Origin of the sequence: Hydrogenophaga palleronii, assembly GCF_031457455.1 — a bacterium.
Lineage (GTDB): Bacteria > Pseudomonadota > Gammaproteobacteria > Burkholderiales > Burkholderiaceae_C > Hydrogenophaga > Hydrogenophaga palleronii_A.
Genome location: NZ_JAVDWU010000001.1, coordinates 665773 through 690381 on the forward strand (window position 1 = coordinate 665773; position 24609 = coordinate 690381).

Sequence of the window (24609 nt, forward strand, 5' to 3'; positions counted from 1 at the left end):
AGCGGTCACACTTGCCACATGACAAGCCGGTCTCCCGTTTCACCCCTTCGCGAGCCCTACAGCCTGGCCCGCATGAAATCGCTTGCGCTGGGCCTGCTGCTGCTCGCGGCCCTGGTGTACGCCGTGGCCACACTGCTGGAGCCGCGCCATGGCGCCTGGGGTTACGTGGCCGCTGCAGCCGAAGCCGCCATGATCGGTGCACTGGCGGACTGGTTCGCGGTGGTGGCGCTGTTCCGCCATCCGCTGGGTCTGCCCATTCCGCACACCGCCATCATCGTGGCCAACAAGGACCGTCTGGGAGCACAACTCGCCCGCTTCCTCGGCGAACACTTCCTGACCGCCGAACATGTGCAGCGCGCGCTGGCCCGCTGGGACATGGCGGGCGATCTGGGGCGCTGGTTGTGCAGGCTCGAATCGGCGCAACAGGTGGGGCGATGGCTGCAGCAGGCCACGCCCGCGCTGCTTGACGCACTCGACCAGACACCCGCCAGGCAATGGGTGGCGCGAATCGCCCAGCGCATGCTGCGCGAGGCCGATCTGGCGGTGCTGAGCGGTCAGGCGCTGGCGGCGCTGACGGTGCACGGCCACCACCAGCAGTGGCTCGACGGACTGCTGCGCCAACTGGCGACCTGGGCCGAGCAGGAGAGCGTGCAGGAGCGCCTCACCGACGCCATCGCACTGGAACTCAAACAGCTCAAGTACGTGGGGCTGGACCAGATGGCTGCCCGACTCGCCACACGCAAGCTGGTGGCGGCGCTCACCCGCACCTTGTCAGACGTGGCCGCGGATCCCGCCCACGAGTTGCGCCACCGGTTTGATGACTGGATGCAGGCTTCCATCGAGCGCCTGCAGACCGACGCCGAATGGCGTGCCAAGGTGGCCGGCTGGCGCGACGCGTGGCTTGAACAGCCGGGCTGGGCCGTGCCGATCGACGCCTGGTGGCATGACTTCATGGGCACCCTGCGCGAAGACGCCGCCCGACCAGACAGCCCGTTGGCAGACCGGATCGCCGCGGTGGTGCAATCGACCGGGCAACAGCTGGTCAACGACGCGAAGCTGCGCGACTGGCTCAACTTGCAGGCCCAGGCGGCCCTGCTGCATCTGCTGGACGCCAGCCGCGACACGCTGGTGGCCTTCGTGACCCAACGGGTCGAGGCCTGGGATGCCCACGACATGAGCCAGGTGCTGGAGAACCACATTGGCCGTGATCTTCAGTTCATCCGCATCAACGGCACGCTGGTGGGTGCGCTGGTCGGGTTGGTGCTGCACGCGCTCACCCAGATGGCGCTGGGTTTTCCAGTGGTGCAGGGTTTGATGCAGCCGTGAGGCTCAAGGCCCTTGTTCAGGCCTTTGTCTTGTCCTTGAACTCGCAGTAGGCGCAGACCGCGCATTGGGGGCACAAGGGCTTGCGCGCCTGGCACACATAGCGCCCGTGAAGGATCAACCAGTGGTGCGAATCCACCGCGTAAGCTGGCGGGACGCGCTTCATGAGCTGGATTTCGACCGCCAGCGGTGTTTTGCCCGCCGCCAGGCCGGTGCGGTTGCTCACCCGGAAGATGTGTGTGTCCACCGCCATGGTCGGCTGCCCGAAGGCCACATTGAGCACCACGTTGGCGGTCTTGCGGCCCACGCCGGGCAGGGCTTCCAGGGCTTCGCGCGTGCCGGGCACTTCGCCACCGTGCTGGTCCACCAGCATGCGGCAGGTCTGCATCAGGTGTTTGGCCTTGCTTCGGTACAGGCCGATGGTCTTGATGTAGCTCTCCAGCCCGTCCAGACCCAAGGCCAGGATCTTCTGCGGGGTGTTGGCCACCGGAAACAACAGACGGGTGGCCTTGTTCACCCCCACGTCGGTCGCCTGCGCAGAGAGCAGCACGGCGGCCAGCAGTTCGAACACGCTGGTGTATTCCAGCTCGGTCTGCGGCTGCGGGTTGGCGGCTTGCAGGGTGGCAAAGAAGGCCTCGATGGCGGCGGGTTTCATCATGCGCGGGAGTTTAGGGCAACGCTGAACGCGTCTTCGTGGCGCGCGCATCCCTGCTGCGGGCGGTCTGCTGCGTTGCAAATCCTCGTGATACCGCCCGGTATCACTGCGGTTTGCGCCTTGCATCCCATCCCGCAGCCGGGCGCGCACATCCACGAAGACGTGTTCAGCGTCGCCCGAGGGCCTGGCACGGCACCAGGCGCGGAACACGCAGGAATCGTGCAACGGAATTGGCGACAATGCCGTTTTGCCCATTCACATCCCCGAAGAGACACCGACATGCCTTTCACCACGCCCTTCGCCGACCGCCTGAACAACGTCGAGACCTCCGCCATCCGCGAACTCTTCAAGCTGCTGGGCAAGCCCGGCATCATCAGCTTCGCCGGTGGTTTCCCGGACAGTGCGATGTTTGATGTGGATGGCATCCGTGAAGCGGTCAACGCCGCGCTCACCGAAGAACCCGGTGCGGCCTTGCAGTACGGCGCCACCGAAGGCTACCAGCCCCTTCGCGAGCAGATCGCCAGTTTCATGAAGGGCAAGGGCACCCAGGCCCTGGCACCCGAGGAGCTCATCGTCACCACCGGCAGCCAGCAGGCCCTCGATTTGCTTGGCAAGACGCTGATCTCACCCGGCGACAAGGTCATCGTTGAAGGCCCCACGTTTCTCGCCACCATCCAGTGCTTCCGCCTCTACGGCGCCGAACTCATCACCGCCCCGGTTGACGGCGACGGCGTGCAAACCGATGCACTGGAGAAGCTCATCGAGCAGCACAAGCCCAAGTTTGTCTACCTCATTCCCACCTTTGGCAACCCCAGCGGCGCCATGCTCAACCTGGAGCGCCGCCAGCGTGTGCTGGAAATGGCGGTGAAACACAACACGCTCATCGTGGAAGACGACCCGTACGGCGACCTCTACTTCGGCGAAGCGCCGCCGCCCAGCTTGCTGGCCCTCAGCGCCAGCGTGCCCGGCAGCCGCGAATTGCTGGTGCATTGCGGTTCGCTTAGCAAGGTGCTGAGTCCCGGTTTGCGCGTGGGCTGGATGGTCGGACCCGCCGAATTGCTGGCCAAGGCCACCATGTGCAAGCAGTTCAGCGATGCCCACACCAGCACCTTCGCCCAGGCCACGGCTGCGCAGTACCTGAAGGCTGGTCGCATGCCCGCCACGCTGGCCAAGGTGCGTGCGGTGTACGCAGAGCGCGCCACGACCATGGGCCATGCGCTCAGACGCGAACTCGGCGATGCCATTTCCTTCGTGCAGCCGCAGGGTGGTCTGTTCGTGTGGGCGCGCCTCACCGGCGCGGGCGGCAAGGTGGCTGACGGCGGTGAGCTGGCGAAGCGCGCGATTGAAAAGGGCGTGGCGTTTGTGCCCGGCGCACCGTTCTATGCCAGCCAGCCCGACCGTGCCACCTTGCGCCTGAGTTTTGCCACCGTGGGTGTGGACAAGATCGAAGAAGGGGTGGGGCGGCTCAGGGATGCCATCTGATGAGGTCGTTGCGTGCTGGCGCGGCAGCGCCTGCGCTGCTCGCGATGGGGCTCATTGCCCACGCGCCGTCCGGCCTGGCGCAACAAGTGCTCGACTGTGCCCACCCGAGCGAGCGCAGCGATAGGCTGCTTTGCTCCGATCAGGACCTGCAACGGGCCTTTCAGGACGCCGCGCTGCGGATCGGCGCTTTGGCGAGTTGGTCCAAGGCGCCGAAGGCCTGGTACCAGACCCAACGTCTCTGGGAGCGCGAGCGTCGTGATCCATGTGAAAACGCCGAGTGCTTGCGAGCGGCGTACCAGGAGCGCAATGCCTATCTCACTGTTTTGCACGAAACACCGACGCCGGTGGCGCCCGGACCATGGACGCCATTGATGCCCGCGCTGGTTCTTCAGCAAGTCGATGACACGGCACTTGTGCGCCTGCCGCCCATGACGTTCGCTGTCGAATCGCTGGTGCGTGTCGAATGGAAAGTGCCCGCCGGCGATCGGGCCAGATGGGCAGTTGCTGGGCCTGGCGGGCGGCTGTTGTGCCAGCCACCGGACGCACGCGAGGGCTATGCAGCTGACTTCACATTCCGCCAGTCGACCCAGGGGGTCTATTGGCCGCGATGGGAGCGCGATGGTCAAGGGGTCGTTTTCGAGGTGTTTTCATTTGTGGCGGGCCGCGATGTACCGCTGAACAAGCCGGTGCGGTGTTCATTCACCATCGGAGAAACCCTGGTGGATAACCCCTCCGTCATCTCGGTCTGGCAGGTACCAGTAGTGAAGCAGCATTAATGGCAAAAAACCGGCAAAAGGCGCTCCAGCTACCTGGCCGCCCTGCTTGAGGCTTTTCCTGCGGCGTGTTGCCTGGCAGAGGGCTTTCCCTGCAAGTCTTGATGCTTGGCCCCGGCTGTCGTGTGCTTCGCGTCGGTGCTGCTATTCGTGTTGCGCCGCATTCTTCCCCTTGAAGGGCGCATAAAACGCCTTGATGTGCACCATGTCGGCTTCAATATCGCCGCTGGGCACGAAGATCGGGCCCAGGCCGCTGCGCTTGGTGGCGTAGTCCATGTAGGCCATCACGATCGGTACCTCGGCCTGCAGCGCGATGTAGTAGAAGCCGGTTTTCCAGTAATGCGTCTTGCTGCGCGTGCCTTCGGGCGGAACAATGAGCTGCAGCGGACCGTCTGCGGCCTTGATGGCTGCGGCCGACGCGGCCACCAGGTTGTTGGATTGCGCGCGGTTCACGGGAATGCCACCGAGCCACCGCATCACGCCACCAAATGGCGCCTTGAAGATGCTTTGTTTGCCCATCCAGTGGATGTTGAGGCGCAAGGCGAAGGCCACCATCAGCGTGTAGGGCAGATCCCAGTTGCTGGTGTGGGGTGCGGCAATGAACACGCTCTTGCTTGCATGCGCGGGAAGGGCCCCTTCCAGTTGCCAACCGGTGAGTCGCAAAAAGCCGATTGAAAAGACCCGCAAAAGTGTATTGACCCCTGGGGTCGTGAAGATGGTTCTGCGCATTCAGGAAGTATGACCCAGCGGCCGTACCCTGACATCTTTGCGACGCCTGCGGCGCAGGCGTGCGCTACGATGCCGCCACAAGAATCCCAACGGAGACTCCCGATGCCAAGCATCCTCAGCGTCCAGGATATGGACGTCTTCATCGAAGGCCAGGGGCCGACCGTGGTCATGCTGCACGGCTGGCCCGATTCGCCTGCCTTGTGGGACGAAACGGTTGCCGCCCTGAGCGATGGCTATCGATGCGTGCGCTTCGCCCTGCCCGGGTTTGATCTCTCCAAGCCGCCCCGTCCGGTGTCTGTTGATCATATGTGTGAGCTCGTCGGTGCGGTGGTGGACGCCGTCAGCTCGGACGAGCCCGTCACGTTGCTGCTGCATGACTGGGGGTGCTTCTTTGGCTACGAATATGCTGCGCGCCACCCGCAGCGGGTCTCGCGCGTGGTGGGCGTTGACATCGGGGACACCAATTCCTCGGCCTACCTGAAAGGGCTCAGTGGCAAGGAGAAGCTCATGATTGCGGGCTATCAGGTCTGGCTGGCTGCCGCCTGGAAGCTGGGTGGCGTGTTGCCGGGTCTGGCCGACCGCATGACCCGCTTCATGGCCCGGAAAATCGGGTGCCGCACCGCCCCGGAGCGCATCGGGTGGCAAATGAACTACCCCTACGCCATGCAGTGGCTGGGCGCGTTCGGCGGCCTGCGCGGCGTCGCCAGGGTCGACAAGGTGTTTGGCCCCCGTTTGCCCACGCTGTTTGCGTTCGGCAAGCGCAAGCCGTTCATGTTCCATTCCTCCCGCTGGCTGGCCCAGTTGGCGAACACGCCCGGCAGCGCAACGCAAGGTTTTGAAGCCGGCCACTGGCTGATGCGGCAGAAGCCGGTGGAGTTCACCGCCACCGTGCGGAGCTGGCTGGACCAGAGCCGTGTGAACCCGCTGGAACCATGTGCCGAGACCACGGCATGAGGCCGGAAGACCTTGAGCGCCTGTTGACGGTGGAAATGCCCTTCGGCAAACACAAAGGCCGCGCTATCGCCGACCTGCCGGGCAACTACCTCAACTGGTTTGCACGCGAGGGGTTTCCCAAAGGGGAGATCGGTCGCTTGCTGGCGCTCATGCACGAGATCGACCACAACGGCCTGAGCGATCTGCTTACACCTCTACGGTCGGCTCAGGCTTTGAGTGCATCAAAGACGCGCGCTGCCGCGTAGGCGTCGTTCGCGGCATAGATCAACTGAGCTTCGCTCAGGCGCGGATTGGCCCAGTTCGAGGTGGCCGCCTTTTTCGATTTGATGAAGCGCTGATTGAACAGCACCGCCACCGCGCCCTTGACGCCCATGTCCTTGCGGTAGCCACGTTCGCGAAAGATCGCATTGAGCTCCAGCACGCCGGCCGGCTCCACCGCCAGCTTGGACTTGATGCGTTTGGTGTCGTCCCCCAGACCGAACCCGGCCTTGATGAACGCTTGCTCTGCCAACAAGCCGGCCACCATCTCCAGGCACCCGGGTTCGTGCAATTGGAACACCCAGGCCCTCTGCAGGGTCGCCAGCTGAACAATGTGTGGCCCGTCGGACACCTGATCCTTGAAGAAGGTGGGCTTGGATTCTGTGTCGAAGCCCCAGGCCGGGTGGTCACGCAGGGTCGCACTGGCTTCCACGGCCTGCACCCTGTTGTGGACCAGGGTGATGCGATCCAGACCGAGGCGGTCGAACGCCGGCAACAGCGCGATTGCTTCCTTGTCGGGTGTGGTGCGTGTGGTTTGCATGGATGGTGGGTTTGCTGACCAGGTCGATAATCCGGCCATTGTGCCCTCCACACTGAAATGACCTATTCCCTCAAGCTCTTCGTGCCCGACGACACCACGCCCGCCCAGCGGGAGGCGGCGGAGCGCCGTTTCCGCGATGCGCTTGAAGGCGCCCTGGGCGATGCCTCGCTGGTCGCGCCCGTGTACTCAGCCTACCTGCGCATTGCCGCCGTGCATGGTGAAGACCCAGGCGCCGACGCGCTCAGCGATGGCGAGCGGCTGGTGTTTGACCAGTGGCAGGCCGCCGAAGCAGCCGCCATGGAAGCGGTTTTTGGCCCGCACCGGCACATGGGGGAAGGTCTGGTGGAAATCCGCCTGCAGGCATAATCGGCGGCCTTGGTTCGCGTCCACACAGCGCGGTCTCCCCTCGCTTTACCTGGACTTCCCATGAGAAAAACCTACCCGCTTCGCCCTGAGGGCAAGCACCCTGATCGCGTGCTCGATGCCGTCAAGCACGACATCCGCAAATACATGAAGCGCGAGCGCCGGCGCGATGTGCCCGAAGGTGCGGATTTCTGGGATTTCGACTGCCGTTTCGGCGCCACGCAAGACACCGCAGAGGTGGTGCAGGCGAGCCAATTGACGGGTTTGCTGGATGGGCTGGCCCAGGGAGGCGCAACGCACTGTTACGTCGAGCTGCTGGCAAAGCCGGCTGTCTGGCAGCGGCGGGAAGCCGATGTCAATGCCGAGGCGGACCATCCGGCACAATCTGCAGATGGCCCTGACACAGACACCCCTTCCCGCGACGACCCCCCTCACTGACGGAGGCGGCGAACTGCCCGCAGAGGGCGAGTTCATCCGGTTTCCCGGGTCGCCCTTCGAACTGTTTCTTCCTTACCCGCCCGCAGGTGATCAGCCTGAAGCCATACGGCAACTGGTGGAAGGCATCAACGACGGCGAGGTGTTCCAGACCCTGCTGGGCGTGACCGGCTCGGGCAAGACCTTCACCATGGCCAACGTGATCGCCCGCCTGGGGCGCCCGGCCATCGTGTTCGCGCCCAACAAGACGTTGGCCGCGCAGCTCTACAGCGAATTCCGCGAGTTCTTCCCGAAGAACGCGGTCGAGTACTTCGTCAGCTACTACGACTACTACCAGCCCGAAGCCTACGTGCCGCAGCGCGACCTTTTCATCGAGAAGGACAGCGCGATCAACGAGCACATCGAGCAGATGCGGCTCTCCTGCACCAAAAGCATTCTGGAGCGACGCGACGTGGTCATCGTGGCCACGGTCTCGGCCATCTACGGCATCGGCAAACCCGAGAGCTATCACCAGATGGTGATGACGCTGCGCACCGGCGACAAGATCGGCCAGCGCGACCTGATCGCCCAGCTGGTGCGCATGCAATACGCCCGCAACGAACAGGATTTTTCGCGTGGCAAGTTTCGTGTGCGGGGTGACACCATCGACGTGTTCCCGGCCGAACACTCCGAAATGGCGATTCGCATCGAGCTGTTCGACGACGAGGTCGAAACCTTGCAGTTGTTCGACCCGCTCACCGGCAAGGTGCGGCAGAAGATTCCGCGTTTCACGGTCTACCCCAGCAGCCATTACGTGACGCCGCGAGAGCAGGTCATGCACGCGGTGGAAGCCATCAAACTGGAACTGGCAGACCGCCTCAAGGAACTGGTGGGGCAGGGCAAGCTGGTGGAAGCGCAGCGCTTGGAGCAGCGCACCCGCTTCGATCTGGAAATGCTCAGCGAGGTGGGGCATTGCAAGGGCATCGAAAACTACTCGCGCCACCTGGCTGGCAGTGCTGCGGGTGAACCGCCGTCGACCCTGACCGACTACCTGCCCAAGGACGCGGTGATGTTCCTGGACGAAAGCCATGTGCTCATCGGCCAGTTTGGCGGCATGTACAACGGCGACCGCGCGCGAAAGGCCACGCTGGTTGAGTACGGCTTCCGGCTGCCAAGCGCACTGGACAACCGCCCGTTGAAGTTTGAGGAATTCGAGCAGCGCATGCGCCAGGTGGTGTTCGTGTCGGCCACCCCGGCGGAATACGAAAAGACCCACGCCGGCCAGGTGGTGGAGCAACTGGTGCGGCCCACGGGGCTGGTTGACCCCGAACTGGAGGTTCGACCGGCCATCCACCAGGTGGACGACGTGCTGCAGGAAATCCGCATCCGGGTGGAGAAGAACGAGCGCGTGCTCATCACCACGCTGACCAAGCGCATGGCCGAACAGCTCACCGACTACCTGACCGAAAACGGGGTGAAGGTGCGCTACCTGCACAGCGACGTGGACACGGTGGAGCGTGTGGAGATCCTGCGCGATCTGCGCCTGGGCGCCTTCGACGTACTGGTGGGCATCAACCTGTTGCGCGAGGGTCTTGACATACCCGAGGTTTCCCTGGTGGCCATTCTGGACGCCGACAAGGAAGGCTTCCTCCGCTCCGAGCGCAGCCTGATTCAGACCATTGGCCGCGCGGCGCGCAACCTCAACGGTCGCGCCATTCTTTACGCGGACCGCGTCACTGACTCGATGAAAAAGGCGATGGATGAAACCCATCGTCGCCGTGCCAAGCAGGTGAGCCACAACCTGGCCATGGGTATTGAGCCGCGCAGCATCAACAAGCGGATCAAAGACCTGATCGATGGCGTTTACAGCGAGAAGGCGGGCAAAGAGGCCGACCGGCTGGCCGCAGAGAGCGCACACCGGGCCAGCGTGGAAGAAATGAGCGAAAAGGACGTGGCCCGTGAGATCAAGCGGCTGGAAAAACTCATGCTCGAGCACGCGCGCAACCTGGAGTTCGAGCAGGCCGCAGGTGTCCGCGACCAGTTGGGCAGGCTCAAATCCAAGGTGTTTGGTGCGTCAGGCACTGACAACATCGCCTGAGACGGGCAAGGTGCACCGGCTGAAACAAAGGTTGTCGAGCGAGTGGGGGAGGGGAACTCACTGCCCCAGCATAAGTCAGTTTGTCCTAGACAAACAAGGCGTTGGGCTACAATGCTGAGCAATTCACTGGGGTTTTAAGGTATACTCGACGAAAACAGTCGGGAATCCTTCAGCTAAGCGGCCAGAAAATGGCCGGGGTGGGCGGAGAAGGGGTTCAAGGGCATTTGCCTTTGGGCCATTCAACGACAGTCAAGCCAACAATTAAGGAGCTTGAAATGCGCCTCACGACCAAAGGCCGCTTCGCGGTCACTGCCATGATTGATCTGGCCCTGCGCCAGAACAACGGTCCCGTCACGCTGGCCGCCATCAGCCAGCGGCAACAGATATCCCTCTCTTACCTGGAACAGCTGTTCGGCAAGCTGCGGCGGCACGAACTGGTGGAGTCCACCCGGGGTCCGGGCGGCGGTTACACGCTGGGTCGCAAGGCCAGCGCCATTACCGTGGCGGACATTATCGTATCGGTCGATGAACCCATCGACGCGACCCAATGCGGTGGCAAGGAAAACTGTCTGGGTGAAGGCAATCGCTGCATGACCCATGAACTTTGGGCTGCCCTTAACACCAAGATGGTCGATTTTCTGGATTCGGTGTCCTTGCAGTCTCTGGTGGATGATCAGCTTGCAAAGGGCGTGGTGGTGGAAAACGCACCCATGATCAAGCGGGCGATTTCCAGTGCGCCAGTGGTCAAGCCGATCAGGGTGAATGCGCCCAACTCGGTTTTTGCGCTGGGTGGCGCTGCCTTTTCAAAGTGAGCCGCCTGCCAACTGGGGCGACGCCCTGGTGGCAGGCCTTATACACGGCCGCCCTTGCTTCGCTTCCATTCCACAGTCTGGGCCTGAGATCTGATCTCTGCCTGCCTCCGCCAGCTACCAACTGTCTGCCATGAGCACTCCACATTTCCCTATCTACATGGACTATAGCGCCACCAACCCCTGTGATCCCAGGGTGGTCGACGCCATGATTCCCTGGTTGCGCGAGCATTTCGGCAACCCGGCTTCGCGCAGCCATGCCTGGGGCTGGGAGGCTGAGAAGGCGGTGGAGACGGCACGCGAACAGGTGGCTGCACTGATCAATGCCGATCCAAGAGAAATTGTCTGGACCAGCGGTGCGACAGAATCGAACAACCTGGCCTTGAAAGGTGCTGCTCACTTTTACAAGACCAAGGGCAAACACATCATCACCGTGAAAACGGAGCACAAGGCGGTGCTCGATACCTGCCGCGAACTTGAACGCCAGGGGTTCGAGGTCACCTACCTTGATGTTCAAACGGATGGTCTCGTGGATCTGGAGGTTTTCAAGGCCGCCATTCGACCTGACACCATCCTGGCATCGGTCATGTTCGTGAACAATGAAATCGGTGTGATCCAGGATATCGCTGCCATTGGCGCCATTTGCCGCGAAAAGGGTGTGATCTTCCACACCGATGCGGCTCAAGCCACAGGTCGAGTCGATATTGACCTGAGCACGCTGCCAGTCGACCTGATGAGCCTGACTTCGCACAAGACATATGGCCCGAAAGGTATTGGCGCGCTCTTCGTGCGCCGCAAGCCGCGCGTGCGGATCGAGGCACAGATGCACGGCGGGGGACATGAACGCGGCATGCGTTCGGGCACACTGCCTACCCACCAATGCGTGGGTATGGGTGAGGCCTACCGTATCGCGAAGGAAGAGATGCACGCCGAGAACGTGCGCATCCGCGCCTTGCACGACCGCATGGTGGCGGGATTGAAAGACATTGAGGAAGTGTTCATCAACGGCCACGAGTCGCAGCGTGTGCCACACAACCTGAACATGAGCTTCAACTACGTGGAAGGTGAATCGCTGATCATGGGCATCAAGGGGCTGGCGGTGTCGTCGGGCTCGGCCTGTACGTCGGCCAGTCTGGAGCCCAGCTATGTGTTGCGCGCCTTGGGCCGCAGTGACGAACTGGCCCACAGCAGCCTGCGCATGACCATCGGCCGCTGGACGACCGAAGAAGAAATCGATTACGCCATTTCCACCATCAAGGAGAACGTTGCGAAGCTGCGCGAACTCTCACCGTTGTGGGAAATGTTCAAGGATGGTGTGGACCTGTCCACCATCCAGTGGGCGGCGCATTGAGTTAGTGAAACACCCCCGCGCCGCTTCGCGTCACCCCCTCAAGGGGGCGATGCCAGCGGCCCGGCAAAGCCGGTTCCCCGGCATCTCTGGATGCGGTATCGGCAAACGTAACGTGTCAGCGAAAGGAAATCATCATGGCTTATTCTGAAAAAGTGGTGGACCACTACGAAAATCCCCGCAACGTCGGCTCGTTCGACAAGGGCGATGAATCGGTCGGTACCGGCATGGTGGGTGCACCCGCCTGTGGCGACGTGATGAAACTGCAGATCAAGGTCAACCCCTCCACGGGTGTGATCGAGGATGCGCGATTCAAGACTTATGGCTGTGGCTCGGCCATTGCCTCGTCTTCGCTGGTGACCGAATGGGTCAAGGGCAAGACGCTGGATCAGGCGGCCTCGTTGAAAAACAGTGAGATCGCGGAAGAACTGGCACTGCCACCCGTGAAGATTCACTGCTCCATCCTCGCCGAAGACGCGATCAAGGCAGCGGTGGACGACTACCGCAAAAAACATGTGAACTAACCCCTTGCGCCGCTACGCGTCTTCCCCCATGGGGACCTCGCCTGCAGCCCGGCAAAGTCGGTTCTGCTGCTAGTGCTTGAAATGACACCTCTTTCGGTGCGGCGCCCTGGATAAAAATATGGCCATCTCGATTTCAGAAGCCGCTGCGCGGCACGTCAACCGCTACATTGCCAAGCGAGGGAAAGGTGTGGGCGTGCGTCTGGGCGTGAAAACGACGGGCTGCTCGGGTCTGGCCTACAAACTGGAATACGCCGACGAAATTGCACCCGAGGACGTGGTGTTTGAAGACAACGGTGTGAAGGTGTTGGTTGATCCCAAGAGTCTGGCCTACATTGACGGCACGCAGCTCGATTTCGTCCGCGAAGGTCTGAACGAGGGTTTTCGGTTCAACAATCCCAACGAGCGCGACCGCTGCGGTTGCGGTGAGAGTTTCCGCATCTGACAAAGGGTTGAATGCATCCAGGGCCGCCAGTGCGCATTTGTATTGGCGGCTTTTGTTTTTCCCGGGTCAACGCCTTTGAATTCGGTCGGCGCGTCGAGCAGCCTCCTACCTGAGAGATCAGTCCTGGCATGAGCCTGAATCTGCAATCCAATGACTTTGAGCTTTTTGGTCTGACACCCGGTTTCGCCGTGGACCGCGCCGCGCTGGACGCGCGCTGGAAGGCACTGCAACGCGAAGCCCACCCGGATCGTTTCTCCACCTCTGATGCCCAGGCTCAGCGTCAGGCGATGCAGTGGTCCGTGCGCATCAACGAGGCCTACCAGCGCCTGAAGAATCCGCTCAAACGGGCTTCCTACCTTTGCGAACTTCACGGCATTCCCATTGGCGCAGAAGACAACACGGCCATGCCTGCCGCTTTCCTGATGCAGCAGATGCAGTGGCGGGAAGAGCTTGAAGAGGCTCGCACGGTTGAAGATCTGGAGCACATGCTCGAAGAGGTGGTCACCGTGCGTCGCGATATGCTTGCGGCGCTGGCCCAGACCGCTGACGTGGAAAAAGACCATGCAGCGCTTGCCAGGCAGGTCAGAGCCCTTATGTTTGTTGAGCGCTTTGCAAGCGATGTGGAGCAGCGGCTCGATCAGCAGGGACAATAGTCGCTGTCCGTCAACAGTTCCCCTGCCTCTTTTTCCTACCAACTGTATTCATGGCGCTATTGCAAATTTCCGAACCCGGTCAATCCCTCGATCCACATCAGCGGCGCGTGGCCGTGGGCATCGACCTCGGGACGACCCATTCGCTGGTGGCGGCGGTTCGGCATGGGGTGGCAGAGTGTTTGCCTGCTGAAGACGGTAAGGTGATTCTGCCCAGTGTGGTGCGCTACACAGACCCGGCCCAAGGGGGGGCGGGTCGACAGGTCGGCTTCGATGCGCTGGCGGCACAGGTCAGTGACCCTGCCAACACGGTCAGCTCGGTGAAGCGGCTCATGGGCCGCACGCGCGCTCAGGTGGTCGATGTGGACCGTTTGCCGTTTGAAGTGGCGGATGAAAACGGCATGGCGGTGGTGGAAACCGTGGCCGGACGCAAGACACCCATGGAAGTCAGCGCCGAGATCCTGGCCACACTTCGCTTCCGGGCCGAAGACAGCTTCGACGACGAGCTTTATGGCGCGGTGATTACCGTGCCGGCCTACTTCGACGACGCACAGCGCCAGGCGACCAAGGATGCTGCGCAGTTGGCCGGCATCAACGTGCTGCGCCTGATCAACGAGCCCACCGCCGCCGCCATCGCCTACGGGCTGGACAATGGCTCCGAAGGCGTATATGCCATCTACGATCTGGGCGGCGGGACCTTTGACGTGTCCATTTTGCGCTTGACGCGTGGTGTTTTTGAAGTGATGGCCACGGGGGGAGATTCCGCGCTGGGGGGCGACGACTACGATCAGGCGTTGGCCGCCTGGGTGTTGGCCCAGCAAGGTATCGGCACCTCGTTGACCGCCTCAGAACGCGCAGCCGCGCATGCGGAGGCCCGCCGCGTGAAGGAAGCGCTTTCGACAGCCGAACGGGTGAGTTTTTCTGTGCAAGTGACCGGTCGGCACATCGAGCAGTCGATCTCAGCGACCGACCTCGAACAATGCACCGCGGCTCTCACGTCGCGGACCATGACGGCGGTGCGCAAGGTGCTGCGCGATGCAGGCCTGACCAAGGACGAGGTTCAAGGGGTGGTCATGGTGGGCGGATCCACCCGCATGCCGGTGATCAGGCGCACGGTGGGCGAATTTTTCGCGAAAGAGCCGCTGACCAACCTCAATCCGGACGAGGTGGTGGCACTGGGTGCCGCCATTCAGGCCAACGCACTGGCCGGCAACAGCCGCGACGGCGACTTGCTGTTGCTGGACGTGATTCCCCTGTCGCTGGGCATTGAAACCATGGGCGGACTGGTGGAGCGCATCGTCCCGCGCAACAGCCCGATTCCCACCGCCATGGCGCAGGATTTCACCACCTATCAGGACGGTCAGACTGCGCTGTCGCTGCACGTGGTGCAGGGGGAACGCGATCTGGTGGCTGATTGCCGCAGCCTTGCGCGCTTTGTCTTGCGCGGCATTCCGCCGATGGCGGCTGGGGCCGCACGCATCCGGGTGAGCTTCACAGTCGATGCCGACGGCTTGCTTTCTGTCAGTGCCAAGGAGCAGGGCAGCGGCGTAGAGGCCCGGGTCGACGTCAAGCCTGCCTATGGCCTCACAGACGAGCAAATTGCCGCCATGCTCAAGGACAGCTTTTCCACTGCACAGCAAGACATGCAGGCAAGGGCCCTGGTGGAAGCACGGGTTGATGCCGATCGCATGATCGCTGCCACGCGCACGGCACTGGCCGCTGACGCCGATCTCCTGGAGGCGGCCGAGCGCACGCACATCGACAGCCTCATGGAAGCGCTCACCCAGTGCGTGACGGGTGAAGATGCAGCCGCCATCGAAGGGGCTACCACCGCTCTGGCCAAAGGCACCGAAGCGTTTGCTGCCATGCGGATGAACCGGGGCATTCAGCAGGCCCTGGCCGGCAAAAAGGTTGAAGAAATGTGAGAGGCTGAGCAGCTCTCCGGCTTATTCCAGTACAACGAGTTCTCATGCCCACGATCAAAATCCTGCCCCATCCCGAGTACTGCCCGAAGGGCACCGAGGTCAGCGCACCTGCCGGCACTTCCATCTGCGAAGCGCTGCTGGACAACAACATCCCCATCGAGCATGCCTGCGACATGGTTTGCGCCTGTACCACCTGCCACGTCATCGTGCGAGAAGGGTTCAGCAGTCTGAACGAACTCGATGAAAACGAAGAAGATCTGCTGGATCGCGCTTGGGGTCTGGAGCCGCAGTCCCGGCTCTCTTGCCAGGCCATCCTGGCGCAGGAAGACGTGACGATTGAGATACCGAAGTATTCGATCAATCACGCAAAAGAAAAACATTGACCGCTCTTGGATCGATAGCAGAAGGGAAACAAGAACATGCGCCAGATCGTCCTTGATACCGAAACCACGGGCCTCTCCGCCGACAGCGGAGACCGGATCATTGAAATCGGCTGCGTGGAGCTGCTCAATCGTAAGCTGACGGGCAACAACCTTCACTTCTACGTCAACCCCGAGCGCGACAGTCATGAAGACGCACTCAAGGTGCACGGCATCAGCAACGAGTTCCTGCGTGACAAGCCCAAATTCGCGGCCATCGCCGATGAACTGCTCGACTACCTGCGCGATGCCGAACTGATCATTCACAACGCGCCGTTCGACATGAGCTTCCTGAACAAGGAACTCGAACGGCTGGGCCGCCCGCCGCTCAATGGCCTGATCGCACAGGTCACGGACAGCCTGGTGATGGCGAAGGAGATGTTCCCGGGCAAGCGCAACGGTCTGGACGCCTTGTGTGACCGGTTGGGTGTCGACAACTCGGGTCGGACTTTGCACGGCGCATTGCTCGACGCCGAGTTGCTGGCCGATGTGTACATCAACATGACGCGCGGCCAGGACGCGCTGATCATTGATCTGGAATCAACGACCAGTGATGCTGGGGAAGTGATTCAGATCGATCTCAGCGGCATCGAACTGCCCGTGATTGGTGCCAACGAGCAGGAGCAACAGGTACACGAACGCGTGCTGAGCGACATCGACAAGGCCTGCAAGGGCAAAACAGTCTGGCTGCATCTGGCTTCCGAAAACGCAAATCACTGACCGCCAAAAAACGAGGCCAGAAGCACGCTATAATTTGAGGCTTCCAAATGATTGGATCGAAAGAACAAAGTCATTTGGGCGGTTAGCTCAGTGGTAGAGCACTGCCTTCACACGGCAGGGGTCGCAGGTTCGAACCCTGCACCGCCCACCAGGCCATCAAGCCCGCAAGTTGAAAGACTTGCGGGCTTTTTGCTTTCCGTTCGGGTATCGGCACGCCGGAACCGTCGGCCCTGCGGCTGCAAAAAGTAGAAGAAAGTCACTGTTTCCGGGGTTGTTCGGGTTTTTTAAGTCGGTTTTCAGCGGTTTAATCTCGGCATGTACAAGCCGCTGCCACTGGATGCCATTGCGCTGAACCAACCGGTGCCCGTGAACGTCTGGGATCCGAAGGGCGTTCTGTTGCTGCGCAAGGGGGAGTCCATCACCTCAGAGCAACACCGCGGCCACCTGATGCTGCATTCGCCGATGGTTGAAGATGCCGATTGGCAGGCTTGGACCTACAGCTACAAAGCCGAGCTGGACCGCATGGTGCGCAGCAACGAATCTTTGAGTCGCATCGCCGGCCTCAGTCACCATGTGGAGGTGCGGGAGGCGCGCGACCGCCAGCCCCCTGAAGAAGTCGGCCCCGCAGTTGCCTGGCCCGATCTGCATGCCGCGCTGTCCACCTTGCTGCATCAGGGCGCCGATGCCAGCCAGTTCCCAGAACGCCTGGAGCGTTTGTTGTGGCGCGCTCGCGAACTCTGGCGCGTCGGCCCGGACGACAGTCTTCTGGTGTTGGTACAACTTCTGTTTGATCAGCGAATGGCTTACAGCGCCACGCATGCCTTACTTTCAGCGGGCTTGTGCGACATGGTGGCACCGTCGGCCGGTTTGTCCGTGAGCGAACAGTCGACACTCTTTCGTGCGGCATTGACCATGAACATCGGCATGACGCGCGTGCACGACGGCCTGGCGCGTCAGGTCGGTGAGTTGACCGACGCGCAGCGGAACACAGTCCGGCAACATCCATTGCTTGGTGCCAGGCTTTTGCGCCGCTTGGGAATTGATGATCCGTTCTGGCTGTCGCTGGTGGAAGACCATCATGAACAACCTGATGGCAGTGGATACCCGAGCGGCAAAGCCGTCAAAGACCTGTCCCAGCGCCTGTTACAGATGGCCGATGTGTACGTGGCTTGCATCAGTCCCCGTCAGAGCCGGGGAGGGCTGCTGTCGCAGAATGTGGCGCGCGAGCTGTACCTCGGCGCTGACCAGAAGCCTGACCCTTTGGGGGCCTTGTTCGTCAAGAGCGTCGGCTTTTATCCGCCAGGCAGCTACGTGCGACTCGCCAATGACGAGGTGGCGGTGGTGGTCAAACGCGGGGAACGGGCCAACACGCCGGTGGTCTGCTCCATCGTCGGACGGCAGGGCCTGCCCTTGGGTGAGCCTGTCATGCGAGACACCGCCAATCCGTTGTTCGAGGTCAGGGCTAGCCTGGCACCCGGGGAAGTGCGGGTGGTGGTGAACGTGGCGAAATTGCTGAGCCGCACCTGATGCCGCTGCAGGCTCTGCCTTAGCCGTTGCTGTAGACGGTTTTTCCAGGCGGTTGCCAGCGAAAGAACATGGGGTAGACCTTTTCAACCACCGGTCCATTGAAGTCCCAGGCGAGGCACTTCCCCAGATGCATGGGCGGGCTGCCGTCTGCCGGCGGGGCGAACGATGCGGACCGGCTTTGAAAGGCTGCTGTGGCCATGTTGAACAGCAGTTCACGAAGGTGGGTGCAACCCTGTATGCCACCCAGATGCCGTTCGATGGTTTGCCGCCAGCCCTTGCCCATGACGCTGCCGATCATTCGGCGCATGGGTTCCTGGGCCTGAGGGCATGGGCTGTGGGGCACGCTGTCCATGGCCACCGCAATGTCCCTGATCACCATGGCCGCGTCCAACGTCACCCGAATATGCATGTGATGCACCGGCTCTTCCGGCGCCCAGGTCCGTTCACCCTCGATCACGAAGGCATGGGGCTTGGTGTCCAGCAACTCGCCTTCGATGTCCCAAAGGCCATCATCACGTTCGAAACCGCGAAACGACATGCGGCGGGTGTGCATCAGCTTGCGGGGAGCGGGATCGGGGAGCGGCAAAACAGGACCTCTTGGCGACGGGTAACCCTGTATTTTCGCCGGATCGGGATGGTGGTGCCTGGCAAGGGGCACAGCGAGCCTGCTCGGCTCAGGGTGACTTTGATCCTGTAGCAGCCGCCGCGGCTCGTAGCTTGTCCTTCTTGCTCGGGCGTTTGCCCTTGATGCCGCCGCCACCCGGTGCGGGAGGCGGGGCAAGCTGCTGGGGCTCGAATCCGGGGATCTGCTCGCGCGGCAGGCTCATGCCCTGGCGCTTCTCGATCAGGCGCCAATGCGCGTCGGCTTCGGCGGTGACAAAGCTGATGGCCAGACCACCCTCGCCGGCGCGTCCGGTGCGGCCAATGCGATGCACATGATCCACCGCAGAACGGGGCAGGTCAAAGTTCACGACCACAGGCAACTGCGCAATATCGATGCCGCGCGCAGCGAGGTCGGTGGTGACCACCACGTCCCAGCGCTTCTCCTTGAACTCCTTGAGTGCCTGCTTGCGCGCGCCCTGGCTCAGTCCACCGTGAAAAGAGGTGGCGTAGATGTCGCCGTGGTGCAGCTTGGCTGCCACTCGCTCGGCCGCATACTGCGTGGCCACGAACACCAGCACCCGCTCCCACTGCCCTTCTTTCATGAGATGGCGCAGCAACTGCACGCGCCGGTCTGCATCCACTTCGATCAGGCGTTGCACCACCAATGGGGGTGAAGCGGCACCCGTTTCACAGGCAGCGTCCATCACCTCGATGCGCACGGCATCGTGCAGGAGCTCATTCGCGAGCGCCTGCACGTCCGGGGGAAAGGTGGCGGAAAAGAACAGGTTCTGCCGCTGCCTGGGCAGCAGGGCGAGCAGACGCTGAAGCTCGTCGGCAAACCCCAGGTCGAGCAAGCGGTCGGCTTCGTCAAGCACCAGCAACTGCACCGCATCAAGCTTGAGTGCGTTTTGTGAGACCAGGTCAAGCAGACGGCCGGGCGTGCCGACCATGATATCGGCGCCGCCGCGCAGCGCCATCATCTGGGGGTTGATTGAGACACCACCGAAGGCCACAGCCACCTTGGGCCGCGGTTCCAGATGCAGGGCAAACTGGCGCACCATTTCGCCGACCTGAGCCGCGAGTTCACGCGTGGGGACCAGCACGAGCGCGCCGACCCGGCGGTTTGAAGCGGTCTTTTGTTGCTGCAGCCGCTGCAGCAGTGGCAACGCATAGGCGGCTGTTTTTCCTGAGCCGGTCTGGGCCGTGCCCAACACATCCTTGCCCTCCAGAATCACAGGGATGGCCTCCGTCTGGATCGGCGTAGGTGTTGTGAAGCCGAGATCGGCGGCGGCCTTGGTGAGAGCGGGAACGAGTCCCAGTGCTTGGAATGGCATGTGGCAAAGTTTGAGTGCAGTGTAACGTTGGCGATTTCGCGCGCTACGATCACCACCCATGAAAAGCAAGTCTTCCAGTGGCGGACTGGTGTATTCCACCGAGGCGGGACGCATGTGCCCGGCCTGCCGACAACCCATAGCGCAGTGCGCGTGCGCCAAGCGAGCGTCTGTACCCGCAGGTGACGGCGTGGCCCGCGTGTCACGGGAAACCAAGGGCCGAGGCGGCAAGGCGGTCACCGTGGTCAAAGGCGTCGCTGTGACCACTGAAGCCCTGCAGGCGCTGGGCAAACAGCTCAGAACGGCTTGCGGTTCGGGCGGAACAGTGAAGGACGGCGTGATTGAAATCCAGGGGGATCACGTCGAGCGGGTGATGGCCGCATTGCAGGCACAGGGGCTCAAAGTCAAGCGGACCGGCGGTTGAAGCGCATGAACATTCAGGGCTGAACGACTTCGAGCAAGCGATCCAGACCGCCGGTGTTGATGGCCACCTTGGCCTGCGCACGCACGGCAGGTTTGGCGTGGTACGCCACCGACAGGCCGACCGCACCCATCATGGGCAGATCATTGGCGCCGTCGCCCATGGCAATGCACTGTGAGGGTTCGATGCCCAGCAGCGACGCCACCTCCAGCACGGTGCGACGCTTCTCTGCGCCATCGCAGATGTCGCCCCAGGCCTGGTCGACCATGCGGCCGGTGAGCTGGCCACAATTCGGCCCGCTTTCAACCTCCAGCACGTTGGCGCGCGTGAAGTCGATGCCCAGCGTCTGGCGCACGCGCTCGCTGAAAAAGGTGAAACCACCTGAGACCAGCAGCACCTTCAGACCAGCGGCCTTGCACGCTTGGATGAGTTCGGCTGCGCCGGGGTTGATACGCAGGCGCTCGACGTAGACATGCTCCATGTCGGCGATGGTCACACCGCGCAGCAGGGCCACGCGCTGTCTCAGGCTCTCCTTGTAGTCGGTGATCTCACCCCGCATCGCGGCCTCGGTGATGGCCGCGACCTCGGGCTTCTTGCCCACGGCATCGGCGATTTCGTCCACGCACTCGATGCTGATGAGCGTCGAGTCCATGTCAAAGGCAATCAGCTTGAAGTCGCTGAGTTTCAAAGGAGGCGTGAAGCCTTGGATGGTGAGGCCGGGGGCAAATTCGGAGGCGAGGTTCATGCGGGTTCCGGTTGTTTTGTAGGTTGGCCGAGCGAGCGCAGCACGTCACGCACCAACTGCACGCGGTCCTTGACCTCCGGCAGGGCGCGCTCGATGCGCAGCTTCTCGTTCCCCGCCAGCTTGATGTGGTGGTTCTTCTGAATGAGTTCGATGATGCGCATCGGCTCGATGGGTGGGTTGGCCTTGAAGGTGATGTTCGTCACCCCGGGCGCTGCATCGACCTTCACCACGCCATACGGTGCGCTGAGGCAACGCAGTCGGTGCACGTCGATCAGGGTCTGGGCCTGGGCGGGTAGTTTGCCAAAGCGGTCGACGATCTCTTCCAGCAGGGCATCGATCTGATCGGTTGTCTTGGCGGTGGCGAGTTTTTTGTAGAAGCTCAGGCGCAGATGCACATCGCCGCAATAATCGTTGGGCAGCAGGGCGGGTGCGTGCAGGTTGATGTCGGTGGTGACCGACAGCGGCGAGAGCAGATCGGGTTCGCGGCCCGCCTTGAGCGAGCGCACCGCCTCACTCAGCATTTCGTTGTAAAGCTGAAAGCCCACCTCCAGCATGTTGCCGCTCTGGTTCTCGCCCAGCACCTCGCCAGCACCGCGAATTTCCAGATCGTGCATGGCCAGGTAGAAACCGCTGCCCAGCTCCTCCATCTGCTGGATCGCGTCCAGCCGTTGCGCGGCCTGCTTGGTCAGGCCTTCAATCTCGGGCACCAGCAGGTAGGCGTAGGCCTGATGGTGGCTGCGGCCCACCCGACCACGCAACTGGTGCAATTGCGCCAGGCCGAACTTGTCGGCCCGGCTCATGACAATGGTGTTGGCCGTGGGCACGTCAATGCCCGTTTCAATGATGGTGGAGCACAGCAGCAGGTTGTAGCGCTGCGCCACGAAGTCGCGCATCACGCGTTCCAGCTCGCGCTCGGGCATCTGGCCGTGGGCGATGGCGATGCGCGCTTCGGGCAATATCTCTTCCAGCTTCTGCTTGCGGTTCTCGATGGTCTCGACCTCGTTGTGCAGGAAGTAGACCTGACCGCCGCGCTTCAGTTCGCGCAGCACGGCTTCGCGGATCACGCCATTGCCTTCATTGCGCACGAAGGTCTTGATGGCCAAGCGCCGTTGCGGCGCGGTGGCGATCACGCTCAGGTCGCGCAGGCCTTCCAGTGCCATGCCCAACGTGCGCGGAATGGGCGTCGCCGTGAGGGTCAGCACGTCCACTTCGGCGCGCATGGCCTTCATGGCTTCCTTGTGGCGCACACCGAAGCGGTGCTCCTCATCGATGATGAGCAGGCCCAGGTCCTTGAACTTCACCGATTCGCTGAGGAGTTTGTGCGTGCCCACCACGATGTCGACACTGCCGTCTGCCAGGCCCTTGGCTGCCGCGGTGATCTCTTTCTGGGAGCGGAAGCGGCTCATCTCGGCGATCTTCACCGGCCACTTACCGAACCTGTCCACCAGGGTCTGGTAGTGCTGTTCGGCCAGCAGGGTCGTGGGTGCCAGGAACGCCACCTGCCGTCCTCCGGTGACGGCCACGAAAGCGGCGCGCAGGGCCACCTCGGTCTTGCCAAAACCCACGTCGCCGCATACCAGCCGGTCCATGGGGCGTGGGCTGATCATGTCTTGAATGACCGCGTGAATGGCCGCGCGCTGGTCGGCGGTTTCTTCAAAGCCGAAATCGGTCGCGAACACCTCGTAGTCCTGTGCCGAGTAGCGGAACGCATGCCCCACCCGCGCCGCACGGCGGGCGTAGATGTTGAGCAGTTCAGCCGCCGCGTCGCGCACCTGCTCGGCCGCCTTGCGCTTGGCCTTCTCCCACTGGCCACTGCCCAGGCGGTGCAGGGGTGCTTCGTCGGCGCTTACGCCGGTGTAGCGGCCAATCAGTTGCAGTTGGCTGACGGGCACATACAGCACGGCCTTGTCGGCGTATTCCAGGTGCAGGAACTCCATCAGGGCCGGCGATCCATCGGGGTTTTTCTCCCCCATGTCCATGTTCACCAGGCCCCGGTAGCGGCCGATGCCGTGTGCGTTGTGCACCACCGGGTCGCCCACGTTGAGCTCGCTGAGGTCTTTGATGAGCGCGTCGACATCGCTGACCTGTTCCTGTTTCTTGCGGCGCCGGGTCGTGGGGCCGGCGGCGAACAGCTCGGTCTCGGTGACAAAGTCGATACCGCCTTCCAGCCAGGAGAATCCGACCGAAAGCGCCGCCGTGGCAATGCCGATCTTTTCTTCGCTGCCCTGGAATTCGGTCAACGAGTCAAACGCGGGTGGGCTGACCCCGCTGGCGCGCAGGAAGTCCAGCAGACTCTCGCGCCGGCCGTCGCTCTCTGCCAGCAGCAGCACGCGGTTCGCGGTGTTCCGGATATGGGCATGCAGACGGGCAAGTGGGTCGTCTGCGCCACGCACCACGGAGAGATCGCCCAGCTTCTGAATGTGTGCGTTGTCTGCCACGTCCGCCAGTTCGGGCCTGATGGCCAGCTGCGCGTGTGCGTTGGCGTGGGTGTAGAACTGTTCGGCGGAAAGGAACAGCGACTCGGGTGGCAGGGCGGGGCGCTCAGGGTCGGTGCGGACGATGCGGTAGCGGTCCTGAGTGTCTTTCCAGAATCGCTGGAAGGCCGGTTCCAGGTCACCATGCAAAACCACCGCGGCCGATTCCCCCAGGTAGTCGAAGACGGTCGCGGTTTCTTCGAAAAACAAGGGGAGGTAATACTCGATGCCGGCGGTGGCGACCCCGTTGCCCATGTCCTTGTAAATGCGGCTCTTGGTCGGGTCGCCCTCCAGCAGTTCCCGCCATCGGCTGCGAAAGCGCGCGCGGGCGGCATCGTCCATGGGGAATTCACGCCCTGGCAACAGGCGAACCTCGGGTACCGGGTACAGGCTGCGCTGGCTGTCGGGGTCGAAGGTGCGGATGCTGTCGATCTCGTCATCGAACAGGTCCACGCGGTAGGGCACCAGGCTGCCCATGGGGAACAGGTCGATCAGGCCGCCACGCACCGCGTATTCGCCAGGGCTCACCACCTGGGTCACGTGCTGGTAGCCGGCCAGCGTCAACTGCCCCTTGAGCTTGGCTTCATCGAGTTTCTGTCTGACCTTGAATTCAAACGTATAGCCCGCCAGAAACGCCGGCGGCGCCAGCCGATACAGCGCGGTGGTGGCGGGCACCACCACCACGTCGGCGCCCGCATCCTTGGCGTTCCCGTTGGCCCGGTTGTGAATGCGCCAGAGTGTGGCTAGGCGTTCAGAGATCAGGTCCTGGTGGGGCGAGAACGTGTCGTAGGGCAGGGTCTCCCAGTCGGGGAACAAGGCAATGCGCAGCTCCGGCGCGAAGAAGGCCATTTCATCAATGAGGCGTTGTGCATCGGTGGCATCGGCCGTGACAATGGCCGTGGGTCGACCGGCCGCCATTTCGCGTTGTGCCAGCTGAGCCAGCAGCAGGGCATCGGCCGATCCACTGGGTCGGGGTAGGGTGAAACGTTTGCCGGGCGTGAGTTTGGGCAGTTGCATGAGAGCGGTTTCGGATCGGAATCGGGGTCACACTTGACCGGCCATGACAAACACCCCCGGCCCG

Annotated in this window: 25 protein-coding genes and 1 tRNA gene; 19 read left to right on the forward strand and 7 right to left on the reverse strand. The window is 62.5% G+C overall.

Annotated features, from left to right (window positions below; genetic code table 11):
* The first annotated feature begins 72 nt into the window (after positions 1-72).
* A complete protein-coding gene (locus J2W49_RS03110) occupies positions 73-1326 on the forward strand; it encodes a DUF445 domain-containing protein (protein ID WP_310311487.1) in 1254 nt (417 codons plus the stop codon).
* 16 nt (positions 1327-1342) lie between these two features.
* Here J2W49_RS03110 and nth read toward each other — a convergent pair whose 3' ends face one another.
* Positions 1343-1978 (reverse strand): endonuclease III, encoded by a 636-nt coding sequence (nth, locus tag J2W49_RS03115; protein WP_310312157.1) that lies wholly within the window; start codon positions 1976-1978, stop codon positions 1343-1345.
* A 279-nt stretch (positions 1979-2257) separates the two neighbouring features.
* Here nth and J2W49_RS03120 point away from each other — a divergent pair, with 279 nt between their 5' ends.
* Positions 2258-3460: an aminotransferase-like domain-containing protein gene (locus tag J2W49_RS03120; RefSeq protein WP_310311489.1), complete on the forward strand. Its 1203-nt coding sequence runs from the start codon at positions 2258-2260 to the stop codon at positions 3458-3460.
* Positions 3461-3504: 44 nt separating this feature from the next.
* The gene (locus J2W49_RS03125; protein WP_310311490.1) at positions 3505-4236 is read left to right on the forward strand and encodes a lysozyme inhibitor LprI family protein; all 732 of its coding nucleotides are present in this window, start codon (positions 3505-3507) and stop codon (positions 4234-4236) included.
* Positions 4237-4377: 141 nt separating this feature from the next.
* On the opposite strand, the gene J2W49_RS03130 is transcribed toward J2W49_RS03125, so the two are convergent.
* The gene (locus J2W49_RS03130; RefSeq protein ID WP_310311492.1) at positions 4378-4962 is read right to left on the reverse strand and encodes a 1-acyl-sn-glycerol-3-phosphate acyltransferase; all 585 of its coding nucleotides are present in this window, start codon (positions 4960-4962) and stop codon (positions 4378-4380) included.
* 102 nt (positions 4963-5064) lie between these two features.
* Between J2W49_RS03130 and J2W49_RS03135 the strand changes: the two genes are divergently transcribed.
* Positions 5065-5916 carry an alpha/beta fold hydrolase gene (locus J2W49_RS03135; RefSeq protein ID WP_310311494.1) on the forward strand — a complete coding sequence of 284 codons (852 nt, stop codon included), beginning with the start codon at positions 5065-5067 and terminating at the stop codon, positions 5914-5916.
* Positions 5913-6161: a DUF3820 family protein gene (locus tag J2W49_RS03140; RefSeq protein WP_310311496.1), complete on the forward strand. Its 249-nt coding sequence runs from the start codon at positions 5913-5915 to the stop codon at positions 6159-6161. Before J2W49_RS03135 ends, J2W49_RS03140 begins: the two co-directional genes overlap by 4 nt.
* Here J2W49_RS03140 and J2W49_RS03145 read toward each other — a convergent pair.
* Complete coding sequence (locus J2W49_RS03145) at positions 6122-6715, reverse strand: 3'-5' exonuclease (RefSeq protein WP_310311498.1); 594 nt, start codon at positions 6713-6715, stop codon at positions 6122-6124. The genes J2W49_RS03140 and J2W49_RS03145 overlap by 40 nt on opposite strands.
* A gap of 57 nt (positions 6716-6772) precedes the next feature.
* Between J2W49_RS03145 and J2W49_RS03150 the strand changes: the two genes are divergently transcribed.
* The 13 genes from J2W49_RS03150 to J2W49_RS03210 all read left to right on the forward strand — a co-directional run bounded on the left by J2W49_RS03150 (position 6773) and on the right by J2W49_RS03210 (position 17954).
* Complete coding sequence (locus tag J2W49_RS03150) at positions 6773-7081, forward strand: hypothetical protein (RefSeq protein ID WP_310311499.1); 309 nt, start codon at positions 6773-6775, stop codon at positions 7079-7081.
* Positions 7082-7141: 60 nt separating this feature from the next.
* A complete protein-coding gene (locus J2W49_RS03155; protein ID WP_310311501.1) occupies positions 7142-7516 on the forward strand; it encodes a DUF6172 family protein in 375 nt (124 codons plus the stop codon).
* Positions 7470-9590, forward strand: a complete 2121-nt coding sequence (gene uvrB, locus J2W49_RS03160) for an excinuclease ABC subunit UvrB (RefSeq protein ID WP_310311503.1) — start codon at positions 7470-7472, stop codon at positions 9588-9590. Before J2W49_RS03155 ends, uvrB begins: the two co-directional genes overlap by 47 nt.
* Before the next feature lie 275 nt (positions 9591-9865).
* A complete protein-coding gene (gene iscR / locus J2W49_RS03165; RefSeq protein ID WP_310312160.1) occupies positions 9866-10402 on the forward strand; it encodes a Fe-S cluster assembly transcriptional regulator IscR in 537 nt (178 codons plus the stop codon).
* 130 nt (positions 10403-10532) lie between these two features.
* Positions 10533-11750, forward strand: a complete 1218-nt coding sequence (locus J2W49_RS03170; protein ID WP_310311504.1) for an IscS subfamily cysteine desulfurase — start codon at positions 10533-10535, stop codon at positions 11748-11750.
* Between the two features lie 134 nt (positions 11751-11884).
* On the forward strand, positions 11885-12271 hold the full coding sequence (gene iscU, locus J2W49_RS03175; protein WP_310311506.1) for a Fe-S cluster assembly scaffold IscU: 387 nt from the start codon (positions 11885-11887) through the stop codon (positions 12269-12271).
* Between the two features lie 118 nt (positions 12272-12389).
* On the forward strand, positions 12390-12713 hold the full coding sequence (iscA, locus tag J2W49_RS03180; RefSeq protein ID WP_310311508.1) for an iron-sulfur cluster assembly protein IscA: 324 nt from the start codon (positions 12390-12392) through the stop codon (positions 12711-12713).
* Positions 12714-12847: 134 nt separating this feature from the next.
* The gene (hscB, locus tag J2W49_RS03185) at positions 12848-13366 is read left to right on the forward strand and encodes a Fe-S protein assembly co-chaperone HscB (RefSeq protein WP_310312163.1); all 519 of its coding nucleotides are present in this window, start codon (positions 12848-12850) and stop codon (positions 13364-13366) included.
* A gap of 50 nt (positions 13367-13416) precedes the next feature.
* Complete coding sequence (gene hscA, locus J2W49_RS03190; RefSeq protein WP_310311510.1) at positions 13417-15288, forward strand: Fe-S protein assembly chaperone HscA; 1872 nt, start codon at positions 13417-13419, stop codon at positions 15286-15288.
* 44 nt (positions 15289-15332) lie between these two features.
* Positions 15333-15671: an ISC system 2Fe-2S type ferredoxin gene (fdx, locus tag J2W49_RS03195; RefSeq protein ID WP_310311512.1), complete on the forward strand. Its 339-nt coding sequence runs from the start codon at positions 15333-15335 to the stop codon at positions 15669-15671.
* Positions 15672-15707: 36 nt separating this feature from the next.
* Complete coding sequence (dnaQ, locus tag J2W49_RS03200) at positions 15708-16427, forward strand: DNA polymerase III subunit epsilon (RefSeq protein WP_310311514.1); 720 nt, start codon at positions 15708-15710, stop codon at positions 16425-16427.
* Between the two features lie 76 nt (positions 16428-16503).
* Positions 16504-16578, forward strand: a tRNA-Val gene (locus J2W49_RS03205).
* A gap of 164 nt (positions 16579-16742) precedes the next feature.
* Positions 16743-17954, forward strand: a complete 1212-nt coding sequence (locus J2W49_RS03210) for an HD-GYP domain-containing protein (protein WP_310311516.1) — start codon at positions 16743-16745, stop codon at positions 17952-17954.
* A 19-nt stretch (positions 17955-17973) separates the two neighbouring features.
* Here J2W49_RS03210 and J2W49_RS03215 read toward each other — a convergent pair whose 3' ends face one another.
* Positions 17974-18540: a DUF2889 domain-containing protein gene (locus tag J2W49_RS03215; RefSeq protein WP_310311518.1), complete on the reverse strand. Its 567-nt coding sequence runs from the start codon at positions 18538-18540 to the stop codon at positions 17974-17976.
* A gap of 88 nt (positions 18541-18628) precedes the next feature.
* The gene (locus tag J2W49_RS03220) at positions 18629-19891 is read right to left on the reverse strand and encodes a DEAD/DEAH box helicase (RefSeq protein WP_310311521.1); all 1263 of its coding nucleotides are present in this window, start codon (positions 19889-19891) and stop codon (positions 18629-18631) included.
* 58 nt (positions 19892-19949) lie between these two features.
* Here J2W49_RS03220 and J2W49_RS03225 point away from each other — a divergent pair, with 58 nt between their 5' ends.
* Positions 19950-20312 carry a translation initiation factor Sui1 gene (locus tag J2W49_RS03225; RefSeq protein WP_310311523.1) on the forward strand — a complete coding sequence of 121 codons (363 nt, stop codon included), beginning with the start codon at positions 19950-19952 and terminating at the stop codon, positions 20310-20312.
* Positions 20313-20325: 13 nt separating this feature from the next.
* Here J2W49_RS03225 and serB read toward each other — a convergent pair whose 3' ends face one another.
* Together serB and mfd are read right to left on the reverse strand one after the other, a co-directional pair.
* A complete protein-coding gene (gene serB, locus J2W49_RS03230) occupies positions 20326-21054 on the reverse strand; it encodes a phosphoserine phosphatase SerB (protein ID WP_310311524.1) in 729 nt (242 codons plus the stop codon).
* A complete protein-coding gene (mfd, locus tag J2W49_RS03235) occupies positions 21051-24545 on the reverse strand; it encodes a transcription-repair coupling factor (protein ID WP_310311525.1) in 3495 nt (1164 codons plus the stop codon). Before mfd ends, serB begins: the two co-directional genes overlap by 4 nt.
* Between the last annotated feature and the right edge of the window lie 64 nt (positions 24546-24609).

Coding starts and splice junctions, on each gene's coding strand:
- J2W49_RS03150 (WP_310311499.1), top strand. CDS start 6,773: ATGACCTATTCCCTCAAGCTCTTCGTGCCCGACGACACCACGCCCGCC.
- iscU (WP_310311506.1), top strand. CDS start 11,885: ATGGCTTATTCTGAAAAAGTGGTGGACCACTACGAAAATCCCCGCAAC.
- nth (WP_310312157.1), bottom strand. CDS start 1,978: ATGAAACCCGCCGCCATCGAGGCCTTCTTTGCCACCCTGCAAGCCGCC.
- uvrB (WP_310311503.1), top strand. CDS start 7,470: ATGGCCCTGACACAGACACCCCTTCCCGCGACGACCCCCCTCACTGAC.
- J2W49_RS03135 (WP_310311494.1), top strand. CDS start 5,065: ATGCCAAGCATCCTCAGCGTCCAGGATATGGACGTCTTCATCGAAGGC.
- dnaQ (WP_310311514.1), top strand. CDS start 15,708: ATGCGCCAGATCGTCCTTGATACCGAAACCACGGGCCTCTCCGCCGAC.
- J2W49_RS03130 (WP_310311492.1), bottom strand. CDS start 4,962: ATGCGCAGAACCATCTTCACGACCCCAGGGGTCAATACACTTTTGCGG.
- mfd (WP_310311525.1), bottom strand. CDS start 24,545: ATGCAACTGCCCAAACTCACGCCCGGCAAACGTTTCACCCTACCCCGA.
- J2W49_RS03170 (WP_310311504.1), top strand. CDS start 10,533: ATGAGCACTCCACATTTCCCTATCTACATGGACTATAGCGCCACCAAC.
- iscA (WP_310311508.1), top strand. CDS start 12,390: ATGGCCATCTCGATTTCAGAAGCCGCTGCGCGGCACGTCAACCGCTAC.
- J2W49_RS03120 (WP_310311489.1), top strand. CDS start 2,258: ATGCCTTTCACCACGCCCTTCGCCGACCGCCTGAACAACGTCGAGACC.
- J2W49_RS03110 (WP_310311487.1), top strand. CDS start 73: ATGAAATCGCTTGCGCTGGGCCTGCTGCTGCTCGCGGCCCTGGTGTAC.
- J2W49_RS03220 (WP_310311521.1), bottom strand. CDS start 19,891: ATGCCATTCCAAGCACTGGGACTCGTTCCCGCTCTCACCAAGGCCGCC.
- J2W49_RS03210 (WP_310311516.1), top strand. CDS start 16,743: ATGTACAAGCCGCTGCCACTGGATGCCATTGCGCTGAACCAACCGGTG.
- iscR (WP_310312160.1), top strand. CDS start 9,866: ATGCGCCTCACGACCAAAGGCCGCTTCGCGGTCACTGCCATGATTGAT.
- fdx (WP_310311512.1), top strand. CDS start 15,333: ATGCCCACGATCAAAATCCTGCCCCATCCCGAGTACTGCCCGAAGGGC.
- J2W49_RS03140 (WP_310311496.1), top strand. CDS start 5,913: ATGAGGCCGGAAGACCTTGAGCGCCTGTTGACGGTGGAAATGCCCTTC.
- J2W49_RS03155 (WP_310311501.1), top strand. CDS start 7,142: ATGAGAAAAACCTACCCGCTTCGCCCTGAGGGCAAGCACCCTGATCGC.
- J2W49_RS03125 (WP_310311490.1), top strand. CDS start 3,505: ATGGGGCTCATTGCCCACGCGCCGTCCGGCCTGGCGCAACAAGTGCTC.
- hscA (WP_310311510.1), top strand. CDS start 13,417: ATGGCGCTATTGCAAATTTCCGAACCCGGTCAATCCCTCGATCCACAT.
- J2W49_RS03145 (WP_310311498.1), bottom strand. CDS start 6,715: ATGCAAACCACACGCACCACACCCGACAAGGAAGCAATCGCGCTGTTG.
- J2W49_RS03225 (WP_310311523.1), top strand. CDS start 19,950: ATGAAAAGCAAGTCTTCCAGTGGCGGACTGGTGTATTCCACCGAGGCG.
- serB (WP_310311524.1), bottom strand. CDS start 21,054: ATGAACCTCGCCTCCGAATTTGCCCCCGGCCTCACCATCCAAGGCTTC.